At 63.0% G+C, this 18,117-nt stretch carries 18 protein-coding genes; 4 read left to right on the top strand and 14 right to left on the bottom strand.

Going from position 1 to position 18,117, the window contains the following annotated elements; genetic code table 11:
* Nucleotides 1-121 precede the first annotated feature (121 nt).
* The gene (locus NKL04_RS26220) at nt 122-874 is read left to right on the top strand and encodes a sulfite exporter TauE/SafE family protein (RefSeq protein WP_023702366.1); all 753 of its coding nucleotides are present in this window, start codon (nt 122-124) and stop codon (nt 872-874) included.
* Here the strand turns inward: NKL04_RS26220 and NKL04_RS26215 are convergent.
* Genes NKL04_RS26215 through rimM form a run of 3 tightly spaced genes read right to left on the bottom strand, consistent with a single transcriptional unit; the run spans nt 856 to nt 2,589 of the window.
* On the bottom strand, nt 856-1,302 hold the full coding sequence (locus tag NKL04_RS26215) for a DUF4279 domain-containing protein (protein ID WP_023702365.1): 447 nt from the start codon (nt 1,300-1,302) through the stop codon (nt 856-858). The genes NKL04_RS26220 and NKL04_RS26215 overlap by 19 nt on opposite strands.
* On the bottom strand, nt 1,295-1,993 hold the full coding sequence (trmD, locus tag NKL04_RS26210; protein WP_023702364.1) for a tRNA (guanosine(37)-N1)-methyltransferase TrmD: 699 nt from the start codon (nt 1,991-1,993) through the stop codon (nt 1,295-1,297). The genes NKL04_RS26215 and trmD overlap by 8 nt, the downstream gene beginning before the upstream one ends.
* Nucleotides 1,990-2,589, bottom strand: a complete 600-nt coding sequence (rimM, locus tag NKL04_RS26205) for a ribosome maturation factor RimM (protein WP_031209697.1) — start codon at nt 2,587-2,589, stop codon at nt 1,990-1,992. The genes trmD and rimM overlap by 4 nt, the downstream gene beginning before the upstream one ends.
* A gap of 118 nt (nt 2,590-2,707) precedes the next feature.
* On the opposite strand from rimM, the gene NKL04_RS26200 reads away from it, so the two are divergent.
* Both NKL04_RS26200 and NKL04_RS26195 read left to right on the top strand, forming a co-directional pair.
* Complete coding sequence (locus NKL04_RS26200; protein WP_023747380.1) at nt 2,708-3,646, top strand: tyrosine recombinase XerC; 939 nt, start codon at nt 2,708-2,710, stop codon at nt 3,644-3,646.
* Between the two features lie 74 nt (nt 3,647-3,720).
* On the top strand, nt 3,721-4,782 hold the full coding sequence (locus tag NKL04_RS26195; protein ID WP_023702624.1) for a TraB/GumN family protein: 1,062 nt from the start codon (nt 3,721-3,723) through the stop codon (nt 4,780-4,782).
* Nucleotides 4,783-5,618: 836 nt separating this feature from the next.
* Here the strand turns inward: NKL04_RS26195 and lpdA are convergent.
* From lpdA to mdh, 11 genes are all read right to left on the bottom strand, one after another.
* Nucleotides 5,619-7,025 (bottom strand): dihydrolipoyl dehydrogenase, encoded by a 1,407-nt coding sequence (gene lpdA / locus NKL04_RS26190; protein ID WP_023702623.1) that lies wholly within the window; start codon nt 7,023-7,025, stop codon nt 5,619-5,621.
* A gap of 23 nt (nt 7,026-7,048) precedes the next feature.
* The gene (locus tag NKL04_RS26185) at nt 7,049-7,804 is read right to left on the bottom strand and encodes an SDR family oxidoreductase (RefSeq protein WP_023702622.1); all 756 of its coding nucleotides are present in this window, start codon (nt 7,802-7,804) and stop codon (nt 7,049-7,051) included.
* The gene (locus tag NKL04_RS26180) at nt 7,801-8,316 is read right to left on the bottom strand and encodes a hypothetical protein (RefSeq protein ID WP_023702621.1); all 516 of its coding nucleotides are present in this window, start codon (nt 8,314-8,316) and stop codon (nt 7,801-7,803) included. Before NKL04_RS26180 ends, NKL04_RS26185 begins: the two co-directional genes overlap by 4 nt.
* Nucleotides 8,313-8,897 (bottom strand): hypothetical protein, encoded by a 585-nt coding sequence (locus tag NKL04_RS26175; protein ID WP_023702620.1) that lies wholly within the window; start codon nt 8,895-8,897, stop codon nt 8,313-8,315. Before NKL04_RS26175 ends, NKL04_RS26180 begins: the two co-directional genes overlap by 4 nt.
* A 10-nt stretch (nt 8,898-8,907) precedes the next feature.
* The gene (gene odhB / locus NKL04_RS26170) at nt 8,908-10,200 is read right to left on the bottom strand and encodes a 2-oxoglutarate dehydrogenase complex dihydrolipoyllysine-residue succinyltransferase (RefSeq protein ID WP_023702619.1); all 1,293 of its coding nucleotides are present in this window, start codon (nt 10,198-10,200) and stop codon (nt 8,908-8,910) included.
* Nucleotides 10,201-10,247: 47 nt separating this feature from the next.
* Nucleotides 10,248-13,235 (bottom strand): 2-oxoglutarate dehydrogenase E1 component, encoded by a 2,988-nt coding sequence (locus tag NKL04_RS26165; protein ID WP_023706737.1) that lies wholly within the window; start codon nt 13,233-13,235, stop codon nt 10,248-10,250.
* 132 nt (nt 13,236-13,367) lie between these two features.
* The gene (sucD, locus tag NKL04_RS26160) at nt 13,368-14,270 is read right to left on the bottom strand and encodes a succinate--CoA ligase subunit alpha (protein ID WP_023702617.1); all 903 of its coding nucleotides are present in this window, start codon (nt 14,268-14,270) and stop codon (nt 13,368-13,370) included.
* 12 nt (nt 14,271-14,282) lie between these two features.
* The gene (locus NKL04_RS26155) at nt 14,283-14,774 is read right to left on the bottom strand and encodes a DUF1579 family protein (RefSeq protein ID WP_023702616.1); all 492 of its coding nucleotides are present in this window, start codon (nt 14,772-14,774) and stop codon (nt 14,283-14,285) included.
* A 2-nt stretch (nt 14,775-14,776) separates the two neighbouring features.
* The gene (locus tag NKL04_RS26150) at nt 14,777-15,148 is read right to left on the bottom strand and encodes a cupin domain-containing protein (protein WP_023702615.1); all 372 of its coding nucleotides are present in this window, start codon (nt 15,146-15,148) and stop codon (nt 14,777-14,779) included.
* 6 nt (nt 15,149-15,154) lie between these two features.
* Entirely contained in the window at nt 15,155-16,348 is a 1,194-nt protein-coding gene (gene sucC / locus NKL04_RS26145) for an ADP-forming succinate--CoA ligase subunit beta (RefSeq protein WP_023702614.1), read from the bottom strand.
* A 33-nt stretch (nt 16,349-16,381) separates the two neighbouring features.
* A complete protein-coding gene (gene mdh, locus NKL04_RS26140) occupies nt 16,382-17,350 on the bottom strand; it encodes a malate dehydrogenase (RefSeq protein WP_023670541.1) in 969 nt (322 codons plus the stop codon).
* A 370-nt stretch (nt 17,351-17,720) separates the two neighbouring features.
* Between mdh and NKL04_RS26135 the strand changes: the two genes are divergently transcribed.
* Nucleotides 17,721-17,945, top strand: a complete 225-nt coding sequence (locus NKL04_RS26135; RefSeq protein WP_245265803.1) for a GNAT family N-acetyltransferase — start codon at nt 17,721-17,723, stop codon at nt 17,943-17,945.
* Nucleotides 17,946-18,117: the final 172 nt, after the last annotated feature.

Here is an 18,117-nt window from a genome sequence, read left to right as displayed (position 1 = left end):
TGTCACGCCTTGGCCCTGTCTTTTTTGGTCGCATGCCACCACGCAATCGTCCAGTGCAGGGTTGCGCCGGCCCTTCAAGCTTCCTAATCCGGGAGCAGCACACTTGTCCGGCGGCCTCACAATGTCTGTTTTCGACGCTATCCTGCTCTTCCTCGCGGGTTTTCTGTCAGGCGCCGTCAACGCGGTTGCCGGCGGCGGCACCTTCATAACCTTCGGCGCCATGACGCTGGCCGGCCTGCCGCCGATCATCGCCAACGCCACCTCCTCGGTGACGCAGTTTCCCGGTTACATCACCTCGACGCTGGCTTACTGGACCGACATCAAGCATTTCTGGCGCGGCGCGCTGCTGCTTTGCCTGATCTCGGCTTTGGGCGCGCTGGCTGGGGCGCTCATCCTGCTGGCGCTCTCAAATCCGTCGTTCCGCGCCCTGGTGCCGTGGCTGCTGCTGGCCGCAACTGCCTTGTTCGCCGCCGGGCCGTGGCTGAAACCAACGCCGAAGCCTGGGCATGAAGCCACGGTCGGCTCTCTGGCCGGTTCGCTGGCGCAGTTCGCCACCGCCATCTATGGCGGCTTCTTCGGCGCCGGCATGGGCGTCATGATGCTGGCAACGCTCGGCCTGACGCAATCCGGCGACTATCACCGGCTGAACGCGCTGAAGAACATGCTGGCCGTGGTCATCGCCGCCGTTGCCATACTGGTCTTCGTTTCCGGCGGCGTTGTTGCCTGGCCTCAGGCAATCGTCATGATCCCCGGCGGCGCGCTCGGCGGCTATGCCGGCGTCTGGATCGCCAAGCGCGTGCCGCAAAACGCAGTACGCGGCTTCGTCATCGCCGTCGGCCTGTTTCTCGCCGTCTACTATTTTGCCAAGGGCTGAGCGGCGAGCAAATCCGGCTCCAGACCATAGTAAATGTCCAGATCGAGCTTGATGCCACGTTCGCCCAGCATTTGCAGAGTACCCGGGGTAAATCCCAGACCTTGGTTTTCCTCGTCGAGCCAAACGCCGCAAAACATGTCGACCTTGAACCTCCGGACGAGATCGGCCCAGATGCCAAGGTCCGACGTGAGCGTCTTCAAGATGCTTGCAATCTGGTGATCGAGTTGATCGCCTTTGCCGGATTCAGAAGACAGCCTCCACAGCCCTTTCAGCGCGATGCGAGGTGGCTGACTTGGGGGATAGGTATGCAGGTCGCCTTTCCGAACGGCATAGGTCGGTTGGCCGGCCAGAAGCTTCGTGAGTTCGGCTGGATCAAGATCATCGCCGAATAACCGTAGCGAAGCTGAACTCTGGCTGATCTCAGCCATTCTTGCCGAGCTCATTTAGCAAATCCGGCCGCCGCTCCTTCGTCAGCTTCTCGGACTCCGCACGCCGCCAGGCGGCGATCTTCTTGTGGTTGCCGGAGACCAGCACGTCGGGGATCGGCCTGCCCTCGAACTCCTGCGGCCGCGTGTAATGCGGGTGTTCGAGCAGGCCGTTCTCAAAGCTTTCCTCCTCGCCCGACACCGCATTGCCCATGACGCCGGGCAACAGCCGCACCACGGCGTCGAGCAGCACGAGCGCCGCCGGCTCGCCGCCCGACAGGATAAAATCACCGATGGAGACCTCTTCCAGTCCACGCGCCTCGATCAGCCGCTGGTCGACGCCTTCGAACCGGCCGCAGACGATGACGGCGCCCGGCCCGACGGCAAGTTCGCGCACACGTGCCTGCGTCAGCGGTTTTCCACGCGGGCTCATCAGCAAACGCGGCCGCGGATCGCCGGACGGCGAGGTGTGGTCGATCGCCTTGGCCAGCACATCGGCGCGCATCACCATGCCGGCGCCACCGCCGGCCGGCGTGTCGTCGACGGTGTGATGGCGATCGCTGGCGAAGTCGCGGATCTGGATCGCTTCCAGCGACCATGTCCCGACTTCGAGCGCCCGTCCGGCCAGCGACAGGCCTAGCCCGCCCGGAAACATCTCGGGATAGAGCGTCAGCACCGAGGCCTTGAATGTCACCGGTTGCCTCCGGCTTCGCGCGGCCCGCGCGGTCGCCCCTTCGCGTCGAAATCTTCTTCGCGCGGCGCGTCGCCATCCTCATCCTCCACAAGGCCGGCGGCTGCCGGGTCGACGCGGAGAAAACCTTCGGCGATCGAAACCTGAGGCACGGCGGCCTGGGTGAACGGGATCAGCACGCCTTTGCGCCCGCCGAGGGTAACGTCGAGAATGTCGCCGCCGCCGAAATTATGCACCGCCACCACCTTGCCGATGACCGCGTCCTTATCGTCGCGGACTTCAAGTCCGACGAGATCGGCGTGGTAGAATTCGTCCTCCTCGCCATCGTCGGGCAGCATCGAGCGGTCGACGAACAGCTCGGTTCCGGCCAGCGCCTCGGCGGCATTGCGATCGGCAATGCCCTTGAAGCGCACCACCACGACGGTGTTGGCCGGCCTTATGTCGGTGATCTGGAAAACGCGGCCGTCCTTGGCATAGAGCGGCCCATAATCGGCCAGCGCCATCGGCTCGCCAGTGAAGGTCTTCACCCGCAATTCGCCCTTGATGCCGTGGGCGGCGCCGATCACGGCCATTTGCACGGGGTTCTGGGGCTTCGACATGGCTGATATCCTTTGCCCTGCTCTAACGCCCTACCCGCGTCATTTCAATGATCGCCCGTGGCCATTTCAATGACAGGTTCTTCACCGCTTCCTAACCCGGCTGCCTGACAATGGCGGCATGCAGGAATTTCTCATCCCGGCAAAACCCGACCTCCAGGCAGCGCGCGAAAGCTGGCTGAAGATGCTGGCGCGCGAGCGCCGGCTGGCGCCGGCGACCGTCGAAGCCTATGAGCGCGACACGCGCCAGTTCCTGCATTTCCTCACAGGGCATTGCGGCGGCTCGCCTGGTCTTTCCGACATCGCCACTCTGCGCCCGGCCGATCTGCGCGGCTTTCTTGCCGCGCGGCGCAACGCCGGCGCCGGCGCCCGCACGCTCGGACGCGGCCTCGCCGGCATCCGCTCGCTGCTGCGCTTCCTCGAACGGCGCGGTCTCGCCAATGCCGCCGGTGCCGCTGCGTTGCGCGCGCCGCGCCAGCCGAAATCGCTGCCCAAGCCGCTGACCGCCAGCGATGCCAAACATGTCGTGTCGGTGGAAGGCCAGCTGGCTGAAGAGCCCTGGATCGCCGCCCGCAACGCCGCCGTGCTGACGCTGCTTTATGGATCGGGCCTGCGCATTTCCGAAGCGCTGGGCCTCAGCGCCGCCGACCTGGCATCGGAAGCCGACACCGTGCTGCGCGTCACCGGCAAGGGTGGCAAGACACGGCTGGTGCCGGTGCTGCCGGTGGCGCTCAGGGCAATCGCCGAATACCGAAAACTGTGTCCCTATCATCTCGATCCCAAGGGCCTGCTGTTTCGCGGCGCCCGCGGCGGGCCGCTCAACCCGGCCATCGTCCAGCGCGACATGGCCAGGCTGCGCTCGGCGCTGAACCTGCCCGACACCGCGACGCCGCACGCGTTGCGCCATTCCTTCGCCACCCATCTGCTCGGGCGCGGCGGCGACCTGCGCACCATCCAGGAACTGCTCGGCCACGCCAGCCTGTCAACGACGCAGGTCTATACCGGCGTCGACACCGCAAGACTGCTCGAGATTTACGAATCCGCGCATCCCCGCGCGTGACCACTGTATAAGTCCAGGACAATTTCCCCACGCCGGTTAACCGTTTCGCCGCTTTTCAGTCCTAGAACCGCACCATGAAACGCGCCCTTGCCATTGCCGATCGCGCGGCCCTTGTGTCGCTGAAGCTGCTCGTCGCGCTCAACGCCGTGTTTTGCCTGTCTTTTCTCGTCGTGCTGCTGCTTGCCATGGGCAGGGCGCATGCCGAAGCCCCGGCCTGCGCCGGCGCCGATCTGCTGTCGGCCCTGCAGAAGGAAGACCCCGCCACCTATTCCAGGATCGAGACGGAAGCAGCAGCGACGCTGAACGGCAAGGGCCTGTTGTGGAAGCTGGAGAAATCAGGCGAAAAGCCATCCTTCCTGTTCGGCACCATGCACATGACCGACCCGCGCGTGACCACTCTGCCGCCGGCAGCCAGGAAAGCCTATGACGCTGCCGGCACCATCATCATCGAGACCACCGACGTGCTCGACAAGCAGAAGATGATGGAGGCCATGCTCAAGGAACCCGAGCTGATGATGTTCACCGACAACACGACGTTGTCGTCGCTGTTGTCGCCGGAGGATGCGGCGGTGGTGAACAAAGGGCTCGATGCGCGCGGCATTCCGCCGGCGAGCGTCTCCAAGATGAAGCCGTGGCTGCTGTCGGCCATGGTCGCGCTGCCGGTCTGTGAGGTCGCCCGTCAGGCAGGCGGCGCACCGGTTCTCGACGTCAAGCTGGCGCAGGACGCCAAGGCTAATGGCAAGCCGGTGGAAGGGTTGGAGACCGCAATCAGCCAGCTGCGCGCCATGGCCTCGCTGCCGCTTGCGTTCCACATCAAGGGGCTGGTCGAGACCCTGAAGCTCGGCGACAAGATAAACGATATCAACGAAACCATGATCGTGCTTTACCAGCGCGGCGACACCGGCACCTTCTGGCCGCTGTTGCGTTCGATCTCGCCCGACGAAGACGACGCAGGTTACGCCGAATTCGACCGGACGATGATCACCGGCCGCAACAAGGTCATGGCCGACCATGCCGCACCGATCCTGGCCAAGGGCAATGCCTTCATGGCCGTCGGCGCCATGCATCTTCCCGGCCCCGAAGGCCTGGTCGAGGATTTTCGCAAAGCCGGCTATACCGTCACCGCCGTCGACTGAGCAGCGCCCGTCTTGAATACCGAATCACGTAAGGTCCGGCTCTGTGCGGTGCGCAACTGATTCGCAAAGCGGAGGCGGTTGGCCCTATTTTTGGCGGAAAAGGCCAGCTAAGCTCGTTCTACCTCGTTCGTGATTGATTTTGCGGGGGAAATACAGGCCAACAAGCGGTTGCGAATCAGAATTTTCCTGCGTTCGTCAATTTGAAGGCCTAGTATGAACCCGTTCAACGGTTGCGCGTTGAGGGGTGTTGATTGATGCTTTTCATCCACGGAGGACACTTTTATGGCGAACCCTAACGATCCAGCGCCCAGGTCGGGTGGTGGCAGCGGCTGGCTGATTGCGCTGGTCGTCGTCATCCTTGCGATTGTCGCGTACTATGTTTTCGGCAGAAGCGGCGAACATCCTGCGCCCGCAGAGCCGCCGGCAGCCAGCACACCGGCGCCCGCACCTGCACCGGCTGAGCCGATGAAGCCCGCCGAACCGGCTCCCGCACCAGCCCCTGCGCCCGCACCGGCTCCTGCGCCCGCGCCTGCTCCGGCGCCGAGCCCGTAATCTGGCCAACTGATCTGGCATCTTGCTTCCAACCCAAGAACGGCCCGCTGAAAAGCGGGCCGTTTTGTTTGGGGCACCTATCGGCGAGCATCGCGATTCTTCACCGCCCCTCTGTGCTGCCGGACATCTCTCCTCAAGGGGGAGATCGGCTGTCTCACGAACAGCCCAGGTTAGAAACGTGAGAAACTTGAAGGCTCGCGACGCGGCGGTGAAGTCCAATCTCCCCCGTTGAGGGGGAGATGGCCGGCAGGCCAGAGGGGGGGTGCTGTCCCTCCAGCGTTTCCTTAAATATGGATCGGCTTGAAGAACGTCGCCAGCGCTGCTTCCTTCACCGCTTCCGACATTGTCGGATGCGCGTGGCAGGTGCGGGCGAGGTCTTCGGATGAGCCGCCGAATTCCATCAGCACCGCCGCCTCATGAATCATCTCGCCGGCGCCGAAGCCAACAATGTGGACGCCGAGCACGCGGTCGCTGGCTTTGTCGGCGAGGATCTTCACGAAGCCGTCCGTGTGCAGCATGGCGCGCGCCCGGCCGTTGGCGGTGAACGGGAATTTGCCGCTTTTGTAGTCGATGCCGGCCTTCCTCAGCTCTTCCTCTGTCTTGCCGACCGAAGCGATTTCCGGGCTGGTGTAGACGACGCTCGGAATGACGTCGTAATTCACATGGCCGGCCTGGCCGGCAATGGTCTCGGCCACCGCCACGCCTTCATCCTCGGCCTTGTGCGCCAGCATCGGCCCGGCGATGACGTCGCCAATGGCGTAGATGCCGGCCACGTTGGTCCTGAGATGCCCGTCGGTCTTGACCCGGCCGCGCTCGTCGACCTCGACGCCGGCTTCTTTCAACCCGAGGCTGTCGGAATAGGCCCGGCGTCCGGTCGAGATCAGCACCGCGTCGGCCTCGATGGTCTCGGCCGCACCACCCTTGACCGGTTCGAACGCAACGGCGGCGCCCTTTTTGGCCTTGGTCACCCCTGTCACCTTGGCGCCGAGCTTGAACTCGAAACCCTGCTTGGAAAGCAGGCGCTGGAACTGCTTGGAGACCTCGCCGTCCATGCCGCCCAGGATGGTGTCGAGGAATTCGACCACGGTGACCTTGGCGCCGAGCCGTGCCCAGACCGAGCCGAGCTCCAGACCGATGACCCCACCGCCGACCACCACCAGATGTCCCGGCACTTTCTCCAGCGACAGCGCGCCGGTCGACGATACGATCACCTTCTCGTCGATGTCGACCTTGACGCCGGGAATGCCGGCGACATCGGAGCCCGTGGCAATAACGATGTTTTTCGTCTCGATCTCCTCGACCTTGCCGTCCTCAGCCGTCACCAACACCTTGCCGGCCGCAACCACCTTCCCGGTGCCACGGAAACTATCGATCTTGTTTTTCTTGAACAGGAAGGCGACGCCATTGACGTTTGCCGAAACGGTCGCGTCCTTGTGCGCCATCATCTTCTTCAGATTGAGTTTCGGCGCCGGTATCTCGACGCCCAGCGCATCGAAGGAATGGCCGGCCTCGGCGAACATCTCCGAGGCATAAAGCAGCGCCTTGGATGGGATGCAGCCGATGTTCAGGCAGGTGCCGCCGAAAGTGGCGTTCTTCTCGACCACCGCGACCTTGAGCCCGAGCTGTGCCGCCTTGATGGCACAGACATAGCCGCCCGGTCCCGACCCGATGATAACGACATCATAAGCCATGTTCGTTTCCCTTAGCTTGGGGCTCAGCGGCCGCCGCTTACATTCAGGATTGCGCCCGTCGTGTAGGACGCTTCATCCGACAAAAAATAGAGAACGGCATGCGCGACTTCATCCGCCGTGCCGGCTCGTTTCATCGGCAGCATGTCGCGGAACCGCTCGACCCGGTCCGGCTGGCCGCCCGAAGCGTGGATCTCGGTGTCGATGATGCCCGGCCGTATCGCGTTGACGCGCACGCCTTCGGTCGCGACTTCGCGCGCCAGGCCGAGCGTAAAAGTGTCGATCGCCGCCTTGGACGCTGCATAGTCGACATATTCGCCGGGCGAGCCGTGTAGCGACGCCGCCGACGAGATGTTGACGATGGCGCCGCCCTGGCTGCCATGCTTGCTCGACATGCGTTTAACCGCTTCGCGCGCGCACAGGAACGAGCCGATGACGTTGATGCGCATCATGCGCTCCAGCCGCGCCAGGCTCATCTCATCGACGCGCGCCTTGACGTCGACGATTCCGGCATTGTTGACCAGGGCGTCGAGCCGACCGAAGCGGCGGTCGACCGCTTCGAACATTGCCACGATGTCGGCTTCGTTGCCGACGTCACCCTTGACCGCAAAGGCTTCACCGCCCGCTGCCTCGATTTCGGCAACCAGCGCATCAGCGGCAGCCTCGTTCGAAGCATAGTTGACCGCGACGCGGTAGCCGGCCTTCGCCGCGAGCCGGCAAGTGGCGGCACCAATGCCGCGGCTGCCGCCGGTGACCAGAAGCACTTTTTGCGATGCACTCATTCCTGGCAGCCCTTCAGCAGAAACACATCCCACGGCAGTTTCGAGAAGCCTTTCGGACCGAAGGCCGACGACATCTGCAGCGACGGGCCGAGATCGGGGAAAATCAGGCTCTGCGGCGCGTCCGTGCTTTCGTCCGCCAGCAGCGCAATATTGCCCTTGTCGTCGGCGCTGTAGACCACGCCCTGCCAGACCGTGCAGCCGGCAAGCTCGTCGCCGGTGACGTCGCCGGTCGGGCATTTGTACATCAGCGAGCCATGCGGTCGCGAAACACCGGAGGTCCACATCACAATGCCGTCGAGCACGATGCCCTTGTCGAGCACAATCTTGAAGGTATTGGTGACGGTGGCCGCACCCATCGTCGGCCGAAAATCGATTCCGGCATCGCTCTCGGCATCGCCATAAACGGCAAGGGCCAGAGGGCAGGCGGCGTGTGCGGGGATCGGCGTCGCCACCGCTGCTGCTAGCGACAGGGCCAGAACACGCTGCGAAATGCGGAAGGACCGGATTGTCATTCGTCGCCCTGAACATCCCGGTCGACAAGGAAGACCGCTGCTAGAAAGTAATCTATCTCAAAGACAATTTTCGCATCCCCGTCCACCGGAATGGTGTTGATCTCATACTTGAGGGTCAAATAGCGGGAGCCTTCCGACAGTTCGATATAGATGTCGCGCTCATCGCCGCCACCGATTGCCCAATTGAACTCAGGCTTGTTCAGGACCTGCAGCGCTTTCGGCAACGCGTGAAATGCAATCGGGTCGTTGCCAGCCAGAATGGTTGGATGTCTTCCCAGATTGAGTTCGAAATCGCCGCGCCAGGTCGCCATCATGCCATTGAGTGCCAAGGCGGTCTTGGAAGGCTCGACGCTGATCGATCGCAAGCGAAAATCGGGGCTGAAGAAGAATTCGCAATTGGCGCCATAGATACACCACGCGGACTCCGTGTCCCCGTGGCGATAATGACCGTCCACCCGCACATCCTCCGCGTCGATCAGTTGTCGAACCGCCTCACGGCTGCTTTTGCCGAGTTCGAGAGGACCCGCGCGGCCAGTCGTCAGGAGTTCGAACAGGTCGATCGGCTGGGCGGGCTCGGCCATCCCGGATCACTCACAGATCGAGCACCAGCCGTTCGGGATCCTCCAGGCTATCCTTGACGCGGACCAGGAAGGTCACAGCTTCCTTGCCGTCGACAATGCGGTGATCGTAGCTCAGCGCCAAGTACATCATCGGCCGGATCACGATCTGGCCGCCGACCACGACGGGCCGGTCCTGGATCTTGTGCATGCCAAGAATGCCCGACTGCGGCGCATTGAGGATCGGCGTCGACATCAGCGAACCGTAGACGCCACCGTTGGAAATCGTGAACGTGCCGCCTTGCATGTCGGCGACCGACAGCTTGCCGTCGCGTGCGGCGATGCCCAGCCGGCCGATATCCTTCTCTATTTCGGCAATCGACATCTGGTCGGCGTCGCGCACCACCGGCACGACGAGGCCCTTTTCGGTGCCGACGGCGACGCCGATATGGGCATAGTTCTTGAAGATGATGTCGGTGCCGTCGATCTCGGCATTGACCGAGGGGATTTCCTTCAATGCGTGCGTAACCGCCTTGGTGAAGAAGCCCATGAAGCCGAGCTTCACGCCATGCTTCTTCTCGAAGATGTCCTTGTACTTGGTCCTGAGCGCCATCACCGCCGACATGTCGACCTCGTTGAAGGTGGTCAGCATGGCGGCGGTCGACTGCGCTTCCTTCAGCCGGCGCGCAATGGTCTGGCGCAGCTTGGTCATGCGCACGCGCTCCTCGCGCGACGCATCGTCGCCCGAAGACGGCGCACGCACGGCGACCGGAGCCGGTGCGGACTTTGGAATTTCGGCCGGCTGAGACGGCGCGCCCTTGGAAATCGCGTCGAGCACATCGCCCTTAAGCACCTGGCCGCGCTTGCCCGAGCCAGAAACCTGGTCGACCGACAGATTGTTCTCGGCGATCAGCTTTGCGGCAGCTGGCGCCGGCGGCATTGTGCGCGGCTCGACCGGCCCGGCATCGCCGGCGATCTTGGCGGTCTCGGCCGCGGCCTGCTTGGTCGTATGTGCCGCGTCGGGGCTCGACGCCTGCGACACAGCTTGCGGCTTGGTCTCCTGCTTGGACGCCGGGGCGGCGGCAGCGCCTCCAGCCGAGATCGAACCGAGCAGCGCACCGACGCCGACGGTCTCGCCTTCCTTGGCGGTGATCTCGCCAAGCGTGCCGGCGGCGGCGGCAGGCACTTCCACCGTCACCTTGTCGGTTTCGAGCTCGACCAGCGGCTCGTCGACGGCAATGGCATCGCCGACCTTCTTGAACCACTTGCCGATGGTCGCCTCGGTGACGGATTCGCCGAGAGTGGGAACGCGGATTTCGGTAGCCATTGTGCTGTCCGTTTCTTCTCTGTCTGTTCTATTCGTCGGGTTTTGTTCTATTCGCCGAGCGCGTCTTCGAGCAGGGCAGCGAGCTGCGCCAAATGCTTCGACATCAAGCCGGTCGCCGGCGATGCCGCCGCTGGCCTGCCGGTATAGCGCACCCGTTGATGCTTGGCGTCGATATGCGCCAGCACCCATTCCAGATAAGGGTCGATGAACGACCATGCGCCCATGTTCTTGGGTTCCTCCTGGCACCACACCATCTCGGCATTGCGGAAGCGCGACAGTTCGGTGATCAGCGCCTTGGCCGGGAACGGGTAGAGCTGTTCGACGCGCAGGAGATAGATATCGTTGATGCCGCGCTTCTCGCGCTCCTCGTAGAGGTCGTAATAGACCTTGCCCGAGCACAGCACGACGCGGCGGATCTTGGAATCCTTGGTGAGCTTGATCGCCTGGTTCTGCAACAGCTGGGCGTCGTCCCACAACAGCCGGTGGAACGAGCTTTCGCCCGAAATCTCCGGCAGCGTCGACACTGCCCGCTTATGGCGCAGCAGCGACTTCGGCGTCATCAGGATCAGCGGCTTGCGGAAGTCGCGCTTCAGCTGCCGGCGCAGTATGTGGAAGTAGTTGGCCGGCGTCGTGCAGTTGGCGACTTGCATATTGTCTTCGGCGCAGAGCTGCAGGAAGCGCTCGAGCCGGGCCGAAGAATGCTCCGGACCCTGGCCTTCATAGCCATGCGGCAGCAGGCATACCAGGCCTGACATTCTGAGCCACTTGCGCTCGCCCGACGAGATGAACTGGTCGAACACCACCTGGGCGCCGTTGGCGAAATCGCCGAACTGCGCTTCCCAGAGCGTCAGCGCCTTCGGCTCGGCCAGGCTGTAGCCATATTCGAAGCCAAGCACCGCCTCTTCCGACAGCATCGAGTTGATGACTTCGTAGCCGGCCTGTGCCGCCGACAGATTGTTGAGCGGGATGTAGCGGGTCTCGTCCTTCTGGTCGTAGAGCACGGAATGGCGCTGCGAGAAGGTGCCCCGTTCTGAATCCTGGCCGGAGAGCCGGATCGGATTGCCGTCGAGCAGGATGGCGCCGAAGGCCAGCGCCTCGGCCGTCGACCAGTCGATGCCTTCGCCCGAGTCGATCGCCTGGCGGCGGTTTTCGAGGAAGCGGATGATGGTCTTGTGCGCCTCGAAACCTTTCGGCACCTCGGTCAGTTTCTTGCCGATGTCCTTCAGCACCTTGACCGGCACGGCGGTCTTGCCGCGGCGCTGTTCGTCCTGGTTGTCGGCGGTGCGCAAACCAGACCAGGCGCCGTCCAACCAGTCGGCCTTGTTGGGCTTGTAGTGCTGGCCGACTTCCCATTCGGACTCCAGATGGGCGCGCCAGTCGGCCTTCATCTTGTCGAGTTCGGCCTGGCTGATATGGCCCTCGGCGATCAGCCGCTCGCCATAGATCTGCACCGTCGTCTTGTGGTTGCGGATGTTGGCGTACATGATCGGCTGCGTGAAGGCCGGTTCGTCGCCCTCATTGTGGCCGAAGCGGCGATAGCAGAACATGTCCACCACCACCGGCTTGTGGAACTTCATGCGAAATTCGATCGCCACCTTGGTGGCATGCACCACCGCTTCCGGGTCGTCGCCATTGACGTGGAAGATCGGCGCCTCGATCATCTTGGCGACGTCGGACGGATAGGGCGACGAGCGCGAGAAGCGCGGATTGGTGGTGAAGCCGATCTGGTTGTTGATGATGAAATGCAGCGTGCCGGCGACGCGGTGGCCGCGCAGGCCCGACAGGCCGAGAATTTCCGCGATTACGCCCTGGCCAGCAAAGGCGGCGTCGCCATGCAGAAGCAGCGGCAGCACCTTGGCGCGCTCTTCCAGCGGCACGATCTCCTCGCGGCTGCGGCCGAACAGATAGTCCTGCTTGGCGCGCGCCTTGCCCATCACAACCGGATCGACGATTTCCAGATGCGAAGGATTGGCGGTCAGCGACAGATGCACCTTGTTGCCGTCGAATTCGCGGTCCGACGAGGCGCCGAGATGGTACTTGACGTCGCCCGAGCCCTCGACCTCGTCGGGAGCGGCCGAGCCGCCCTTGAACTCGTGGAAGATGGCGCGATGCGGTTTGGCCATCACCTGGGACAGCACGTTCAGCCGGCCGCGATGCGCCATGCCGAGCACGATCTCCTTCATGCCGAGCTGGCCGCCGCGCTTGATGATCTGCTCCAGCGCCGGGATCAGACCTTCGCTACCATCGAGGCCGAAGCGCTTGGTGCCCTTGTACTTGACATCGATGAACTGCTCGAAGCCTTCGGCCTCGACCAGCTTCTGCAGGATCGCTTTTTTTCCCGTAGCGGTGAAGGAAATCTCCTTGTCGGCGCCCTCGATGCGCGCCTGGATCCAGGCCTTCTCCTCGGGATCGGAAATGTGCATGAACTCGACACCGAGCGTCGAGCAATAGGTGCGGGTCAGAATTTCCAGCATCTGCCGGATGGTGCCGAATTCGAGGCCGAGCACATTGTCGAGGAAGATCGGCCGGTCGTAGTCGGCTGCGGTGAAACCGTAATTCTCCGGCGACAGCTCGTTATAGTCCTCAAGCGGCTTGGCGATGCCGAGTGGGTCGAGATTGGCATGCAGATGGCCGCGCATGCGGAAGGCGCGGATCATCATGATGGCGCGCACCGAATCGCGCGTCGCCTGATGCACGTCGGCATCCGACAGCACGACGCCATTGGTGACCGCCTTGTCCTTGACCTTCTTTTCCAGATGCTTCTCGACGATGCCCCAATTGCCGTCCAGCGCCGACACCAGTTCGCCATTGGCCTGCAGCGGCCAGGAGGGCTTTGCCCAGGAAGCGCCCTTGGCGTTCTTGCGCACATCGCCGGCGTCGTCCTTCAGCCCGGCGAAGAAGTCCTGCCATTCGGGGTTTACCGACTCTGGATCATCCTCATAGGAGGCATACAACGCGTCGATATAGTCGGCATTGCCGCCATAGAGGAAAGAGGTGAGCGAAAATTGGTCGTTGGCCTGATCTTGTCTTGCCATTTTTGTCTGCGGAGCCTGGCTCCGTCTCCTTTTCAAAAGCGAATAGTGAGTAGCGAATAGCGAGTAGGGATTTTTCCCGGGTCGCGCCGTTACTCTCTTTTCCCTATTCGCTATTCACTACTCGCTACTCACTTAGCCTTTGATCGCCTCGACCAGCGTCGTGCCCAGACGCGCCGGCGATGGCGATACCTTGATGCCGGCCGATTCCATCGCCGCGATCTTGTCTTCCGCGCCGCCCTTGCCGCCGGAGATGACCGCGCCCGCATGGCCCATGGTGCGACCGGCCGGCGCAGTGCGCCCGGCGATGAAGCCCGCCATCGGTTTCCTGCGGCCGCGCTTGGCCTCGTCCTTGAGGAACTGCGCGGCGTCTTCCTCGGCCGAGCCGCCGATCTCGCCGATCATGATGATCGACTTGGTCTCGTCGTCGGCGAGGAACATCTCGAGCACGTCGATGAACTCGGTGCCTTTGACGGGGTCGCCGCCGATACCGACCGCGGTCGTCTGGCCGAGGCCGACATTTGTGGTCTGGAACACTGCCTCATAGGTAAGCGTTCCTGAGCGCGAAACAACGCCGACCGAGCCTTTGCGGAAGATGTTGCCGGGCATGATGCCGATCTTGCATTCGTCGGGGGTGAGCACGCCGGGGCAGTTCGGGCCGATCAGCCGCGAGGTCGAGCGGTCGAGCCGCGCCTTGACCCTGACCATGTCCATCACCGGAATGCCTTCGGTGATGCAGACGATCAGCGGGATCTCGGCTTCGATGGCTTCGAGGATGGCTTCGGCGGCGCCCGCCGGCGGCACATAGACGACCGAGGCATTGGCGCCGGTCTTTTCCTTGCCCTCGGCAACGGAAGCGAAGATCGGCAGGTTTTCGCCCTTGGCGCCGGTCCAGGTCTCGCCGCCCTTCTTGGGATGGATGCCGCCGACCATCCTGGTGCCGTGATAGGCCAAGGCCTGCTCGGTGTGGAACGTGCCGGTCTTGCCGGTCAGGCCCTGAACCAGCACCTTGGTGTTCTTGTCGATGAGAATGGACATCGGAGCCCTTTTCTAAAAGCCGTTGATCGGGGAAGGCGAGACGCGCCGGTAGACGCCGCTCACCATGTCTTGCCAGCTGTCGCTGCCGGCAGGTTTGAAATGCAGTCGCATCCGGTAGGCATCGGCATTGTCGAAAATATACGTCACGCGCGCTGAGCCACGCGGCGACGACCGCTCCAGAACCAGCTCATCGCCGTTCCACGTTCCTGTGGCCGGCGAGGCCGGCACAAAACCCATGGAGTCGAACTGGTGCATGGTGAAGAGCCTGTTTGGCTGATCGAAGCCGAACACGCTGTGCGAGCCGAACGAGACCGTGCCGTCGCGGCGCTGGCGATAGCGCTGGACCACGAACAGTCCGCCGAACTGTGGCTCTGTCAGCACGTCGGAAGTCGCTGTGCCGCCATCGGCCCACTGCGTTTCCGCCACCTCTTCCTCGCCGCGCCACGCGCCGACCAGTGCCTGCAGGCGCTGGTGATCGGCCGAGAGCGAGGAGAACGCGTTCATGGTCAGAGCCGCTTCAGGTCGCAGACGGTGAGGTCGCTCTTGGCGTTGCCGGTGTTGAGCGTCGTTGCCGGCTCGAACATCAGCACCACCGGCTCGGCGGTCAGCGAGCGCGGCCGGTGCTCGACGCCGCGCGGCACGATGATGAAATCACCCTCGCCGAGCTCGACCGGCCCGTCGCGGAAATCGATGGCAATCCTGCCCCGCAGGACGAGGAAGGCTTCGTCCTCATGCTCATGCGCATGCCAGTCGAAGGTCTCGCCGAACTTGGCAACCTTGGCCTGGCTGTCATTGACGTCGCCGGCGATATGCGGATCGAAGACCTTGGTGATCTTCGCGTCCGCCGCCTCGACGAGGTTTATCTTGCGCGGAGGCATTCGCCTTCAGCCCTTCACCGCCGCCACGATCTTCTTGGCTGCGTCGTCGAGATCGTCGGCCGACACGACGTTTAGACCGCTGTCGTTGATGATCTTCTTGCCGAGCTCGGCATTGGTGCCTTCAAGGCGCACCACCAGCGGCACTTGCAGGCCGACTTCCTTGACCGCGGCAATGACGCCCTCGGCGATGATGTCGCACTTCATGATGCCGCCGAAGATGTTGATCAGTATGCCTTTGACGGCCGGATCCTTGGTGATGATCTTGAACGCCGCCGTCACCTTCTCCTTCGACGCGCCGCCGCCGACATCGAGGAAGTTGGCGGGCTCGGCGCCGTAGAGCTTGATGATGTCCATAGTCGCCATGGCGAGGCCGGCGCCATTGACCATGCAGCCGATATTGCCGTCGAGCGCGACATAGGCGAGGTCGTATTTCGACGCCTCGATCTCCTTCTCGTCCTCTTCGGTGGTGTCGCGCAGTTCCATCAGTTCGGGGTGGCGGAAGAGAGCGTTGTTGTCGAACGACACCTTGGCGTCCAGCACGCGCAGGCGGCCGTTTTTCATCACGATCAGCGGGTTGACCTCGAGCAGGCTCATGTCCTTCTCGACAAAGGCCTTGTAGAGGATCGGGAACAGCGTGCCGGCATCCTTGGCGGCATCGCCGGTGAGGCCCAGCGCTTCCACCAATATGTCGACGTCGATGGTCGTCACGCCGGCCAGCGGGTCGATGGCGCGGGTGATGATCTTTTCCGGTGTGTCGTGGGCGACGCCTTCAATGTCCATGCCGCCCTCGGTCGAGACGACGAAAGCGATGCGGCCGACCGAGCGGTCGACCAGGATCGACAGATAAAGCTCGCGATCGATGTCGGCGCCGTCCTCGATATAAAGGCGGTTGACCTGCTTGCCGGCCGGGCCGGTCTGCTTGGTGACCAGCGTGTGGCCGAGCATCTCATTGGCGTTGGCGACGACGTTGGCCACCGACTTCGCCAGCCGCACGCCCCCCTTGGCGTCGGGCGACAGTTCCTTGAACTTGCCCTTGCCGCGGCCGCCGGCATGGATCTGGCTCTTCACCACATAGAGCGGACCGGGCAGCGCTTGTGCCGCGGCTTCCGCCTCGCTTGCCTTGAACACCGGCACGCCCTCGGCCACCGGCGCGCCAAAGCTCTTCAGCAGCGCCTTGCCCTGATATTCATGGATGTTCATCTGGATGGTCTCCGGATCGGCTGCTTGGGGGGATCACTTCGAGGCGAGGTGCGGGGCGATCTTGACGCAGGCCTCGGTCAGGCCCTGCACCGTCGCCACCGAGGCGTCGAACATCTTCTGCTCGGCCTTGTTGAGGTCGATCTCGATGATGCGCTCGACGCCGCCGGCGCCGATCACAACGGGAACGCCGACATAGGTGCCCTTGACGCCATACTGGCCCGAGAGATGCGCCGCGCAAGGCAGCACGCGCTTCTTGTCCTTGAGGTAGGATTCGGCCATCGAGATCGCCGAGGCGGCTGGCGCGTAGAAGGCCGAGCCGGTCTTGAGCAGACCGACGATCTCGGCGCCGCCGTCGCGGGTGCGCTGGACGATCTGGTCGAGCTTTTCCTTCGAGGTCCAGCCCATCTTGATGAGATCGGGCAACGGAATGCCTGACACAGTGGAGTAGCGGATCATCGGCACCATGGAATCGCCGTGGCCGCCGAGCACGAAGGCGGTAACGTCCTCGACCGAGACCTTGAATTCCTCGGCTAGGAAATAGCGGAAGCGCGCGCTGTCGAGCACGCCGGCCATGCCGACGACATGGGTCTTGGGCAGGCCGGAAAACTTCTGCAGCGCCCAGACCATGGCGTCGAGCGGGTTGGTGATGCAGATGACGAAGGCCTTGGGTGCATATTTCTTCAGCCCGGCGCCGACCTGTTCCATGACCTTGAGGTTGATGCCCAGCAGATCGTCGCGGCTCATGCCTGGCTTGCGCGGCACGCCCGCGGTGACGATGCAAACGTCGGCGCCCTCGATGCCGGCATAATCATTGACGCCGGTCAGCCGGGAATCAAAACCGTCGACCGGCGACGACTGCGCGATATCGAGCCCCTTGCCTTGCGGAATGCCCTCGGCAATATCGAACAGCACCACGTCGCCGAGGTCCTTGAGGCCGATCATGTGAGCGAGCGTGCCGCCGATCATGCCGGAGCCGATGAGCGCTATCTTGTTGCGTGCCATGTGAGGAAATTTTCCCTTTGTCTGTGACGACGCCCAAAATCCCTGGCGATCTGTTGACGGCGTCGAGGAAGAGGCCGGAATGCTATGGTCTCAGCTAGATTTCGCCGCATCCAGTAGCCCCGGTGGAAAATATATTCAATCGATTATTTTCGAGTGAATGATTTCAATCGGTTAGAAACATTGGGACTTACGTAAACGTCAAAGTTTGTAGGCCAGCTTGGGAGATTTTACACAATGAGCGTGGAAATCAGAAGACTATATCCAGGCGATGACGCCCTTGTGAAGCGCATCGCCGAGGACGTGTTCGACGAGCCGGTCCGGGCAGACAGGCTTGCTGCCTACCTCGCCTCATCATCACATGATCGTGGCATTGGCCGGCGGCGTCGTCGACCAGTGCCCCACAATCATCCACCGCCATCCCGACAAGGTCAACGGACTCTACATCGACGAAGTCGGCGTCTCACCCGCCTACCAGCGCCAAGGCATCGCGCGAAAAATGCTCGACGCGATGTTCGCGCTCGGCCGCGAGCAAAGGTTGCGGCGAAGCCTGTGTTGGAACCGAGCCGGACAATGTTCCATCGCGCGGGCTTTATGAAAAACGCAGGGAGGAGCATGGGCAGGCGGAGGCGTTTGTAATGTATGCGTATGACCTTTAGGCGTCGGCGGGACAGCGCCCCCCTCTGCCTTGCCAGGCATCTCCCCCACGAGGGGGGAGATCGGACGTCACGCGACCTTTCGCCAATCTCCAATGGCCGCAGGAATGAGCG

Source organism: Mesorhizobium sp. C264A (genome assembly GCF_040324515.1).
Classification (GTDB): Bacteria; Pseudomonadota; Alphaproteobacteria; order Rhizobiales; family Rhizobiaceae; genus Mesorhizobium.
Note: the sequence above shows the minus strand (reverse complement) of the source record. Positions and strands in the feature narration are given on the sequence as shown.

Excerpts from the sequence above, each read along its gene's own strand:
- NKL04_RS26220 (WP_023702366.1), top strand. The coding sequence starts at position 122 with ATGTCTGTTTTCGACGCTATCCTGCTCTTCCTCGCGGGTTTTCTGTCA.
- NKL04_RS26215 (WP_023702365.1), bottom strand. The coding sequence starts at position 1,302 with ATGGCTGAGATCAGCCAGAGTTCAGCTTCGCTACGGTTATTCGGCGAT.
- rimM (WP_031209697.1), bottom strand. The coding sequence starts at position 2,589 with ATGTCGAAGCCCCAGAACCCCGTGCAAATGGCCGTGATCGGCGCCGCC.
- NKL04_RS26200 (WP_023747380.1), top strand. The coding sequence starts at position 2,708 with ATGCAGGAATTTCTCATCCCGGCAAAACCCGACCTCCAGGCAGCGCGC.
- NKL04_RS26195 (WP_023702624.1), top strand. The coding sequence starts at position 3,721 with ATGAAACGCGCCCTTGCCATTGCCGATCGCGCGGCCCTTGTGTCGCTG.
- lpdA (WP_023702623.1), bottom strand. The coding sequence starts at position 7,025 with ATGGCTTATGATGTCGTTATCATCGGGTCGGGACCGGGCGGCTATGTC.
- NKL04_RS26185 (WP_023702622.1), bottom strand. The coding sequence starts at position 7,804 with ATGAGTGCATCGCAAAAAGTGCTTCTGGTCACCGGCGGCAGCCGCGGC.
- NKL04_RS26180 (WP_023702621.1), bottom strand. The coding sequence starts at position 8,316 with ATGACAATCCGGTCCTTCCGCATTTCGCAGCGTGTTCTGGCCCTGTCG.
- NKL04_RS26175 (WP_023702620.1), bottom strand. The coding sequence starts at position 8,897 with ATGGCCGAGCCCGCCCAGCCGATCGACCTGTTCGAACTCCTGACGACT.
- odhB (WP_023702619.1), bottom strand. The coding sequence starts at position 10,200 with ATGGCTACCGAAATCCGCGTTCCCACTCTCGGCGAATCCGTCACCGAG.
- NKL04_RS26165 (WP_023706737.1), bottom strand. The coding sequence starts at position 13,235 with ATGGCAAGACAAGATCAGGCCAACGACCAATTTTCGCTCACCTCTTTC.
- sucD (WP_023702617.1), bottom strand. The coding sequence starts at position 14,270 with ATGTCCATTCTCATCGACAAGAACACCAAGGTGCTGGTTCAGGGCCTG.
- NKL04_RS26155 (WP_023702616.1), bottom strand. The coding sequence starts at position 14,774 with ATGAACGCGTTCTCCTCGCTCTCGGCCGATCACCAGCGCCTGCAGGCA.
- NKL04_RS26150 (WP_023702615.1), bottom strand. The coding sequence starts at position 15,148 with ATGCCTCCGCGCAAGATAAACCTCGTCGAGGCGGCGGACGCGAAGATC.
- sucC (WP_023702614.1), bottom strand. The coding sequence starts at position 16,348 with ATGAACATCCATGAATATCAGGGCAAGGCGCTGCTGAAGAGCTTTGGC.
- mdh (WP_023670541.1), bottom strand. The coding sequence starts at position 17,350 with ATGGCACGCAACAAGATAGCGCTCATCGGCTCCGGCATGATCGGCGGC.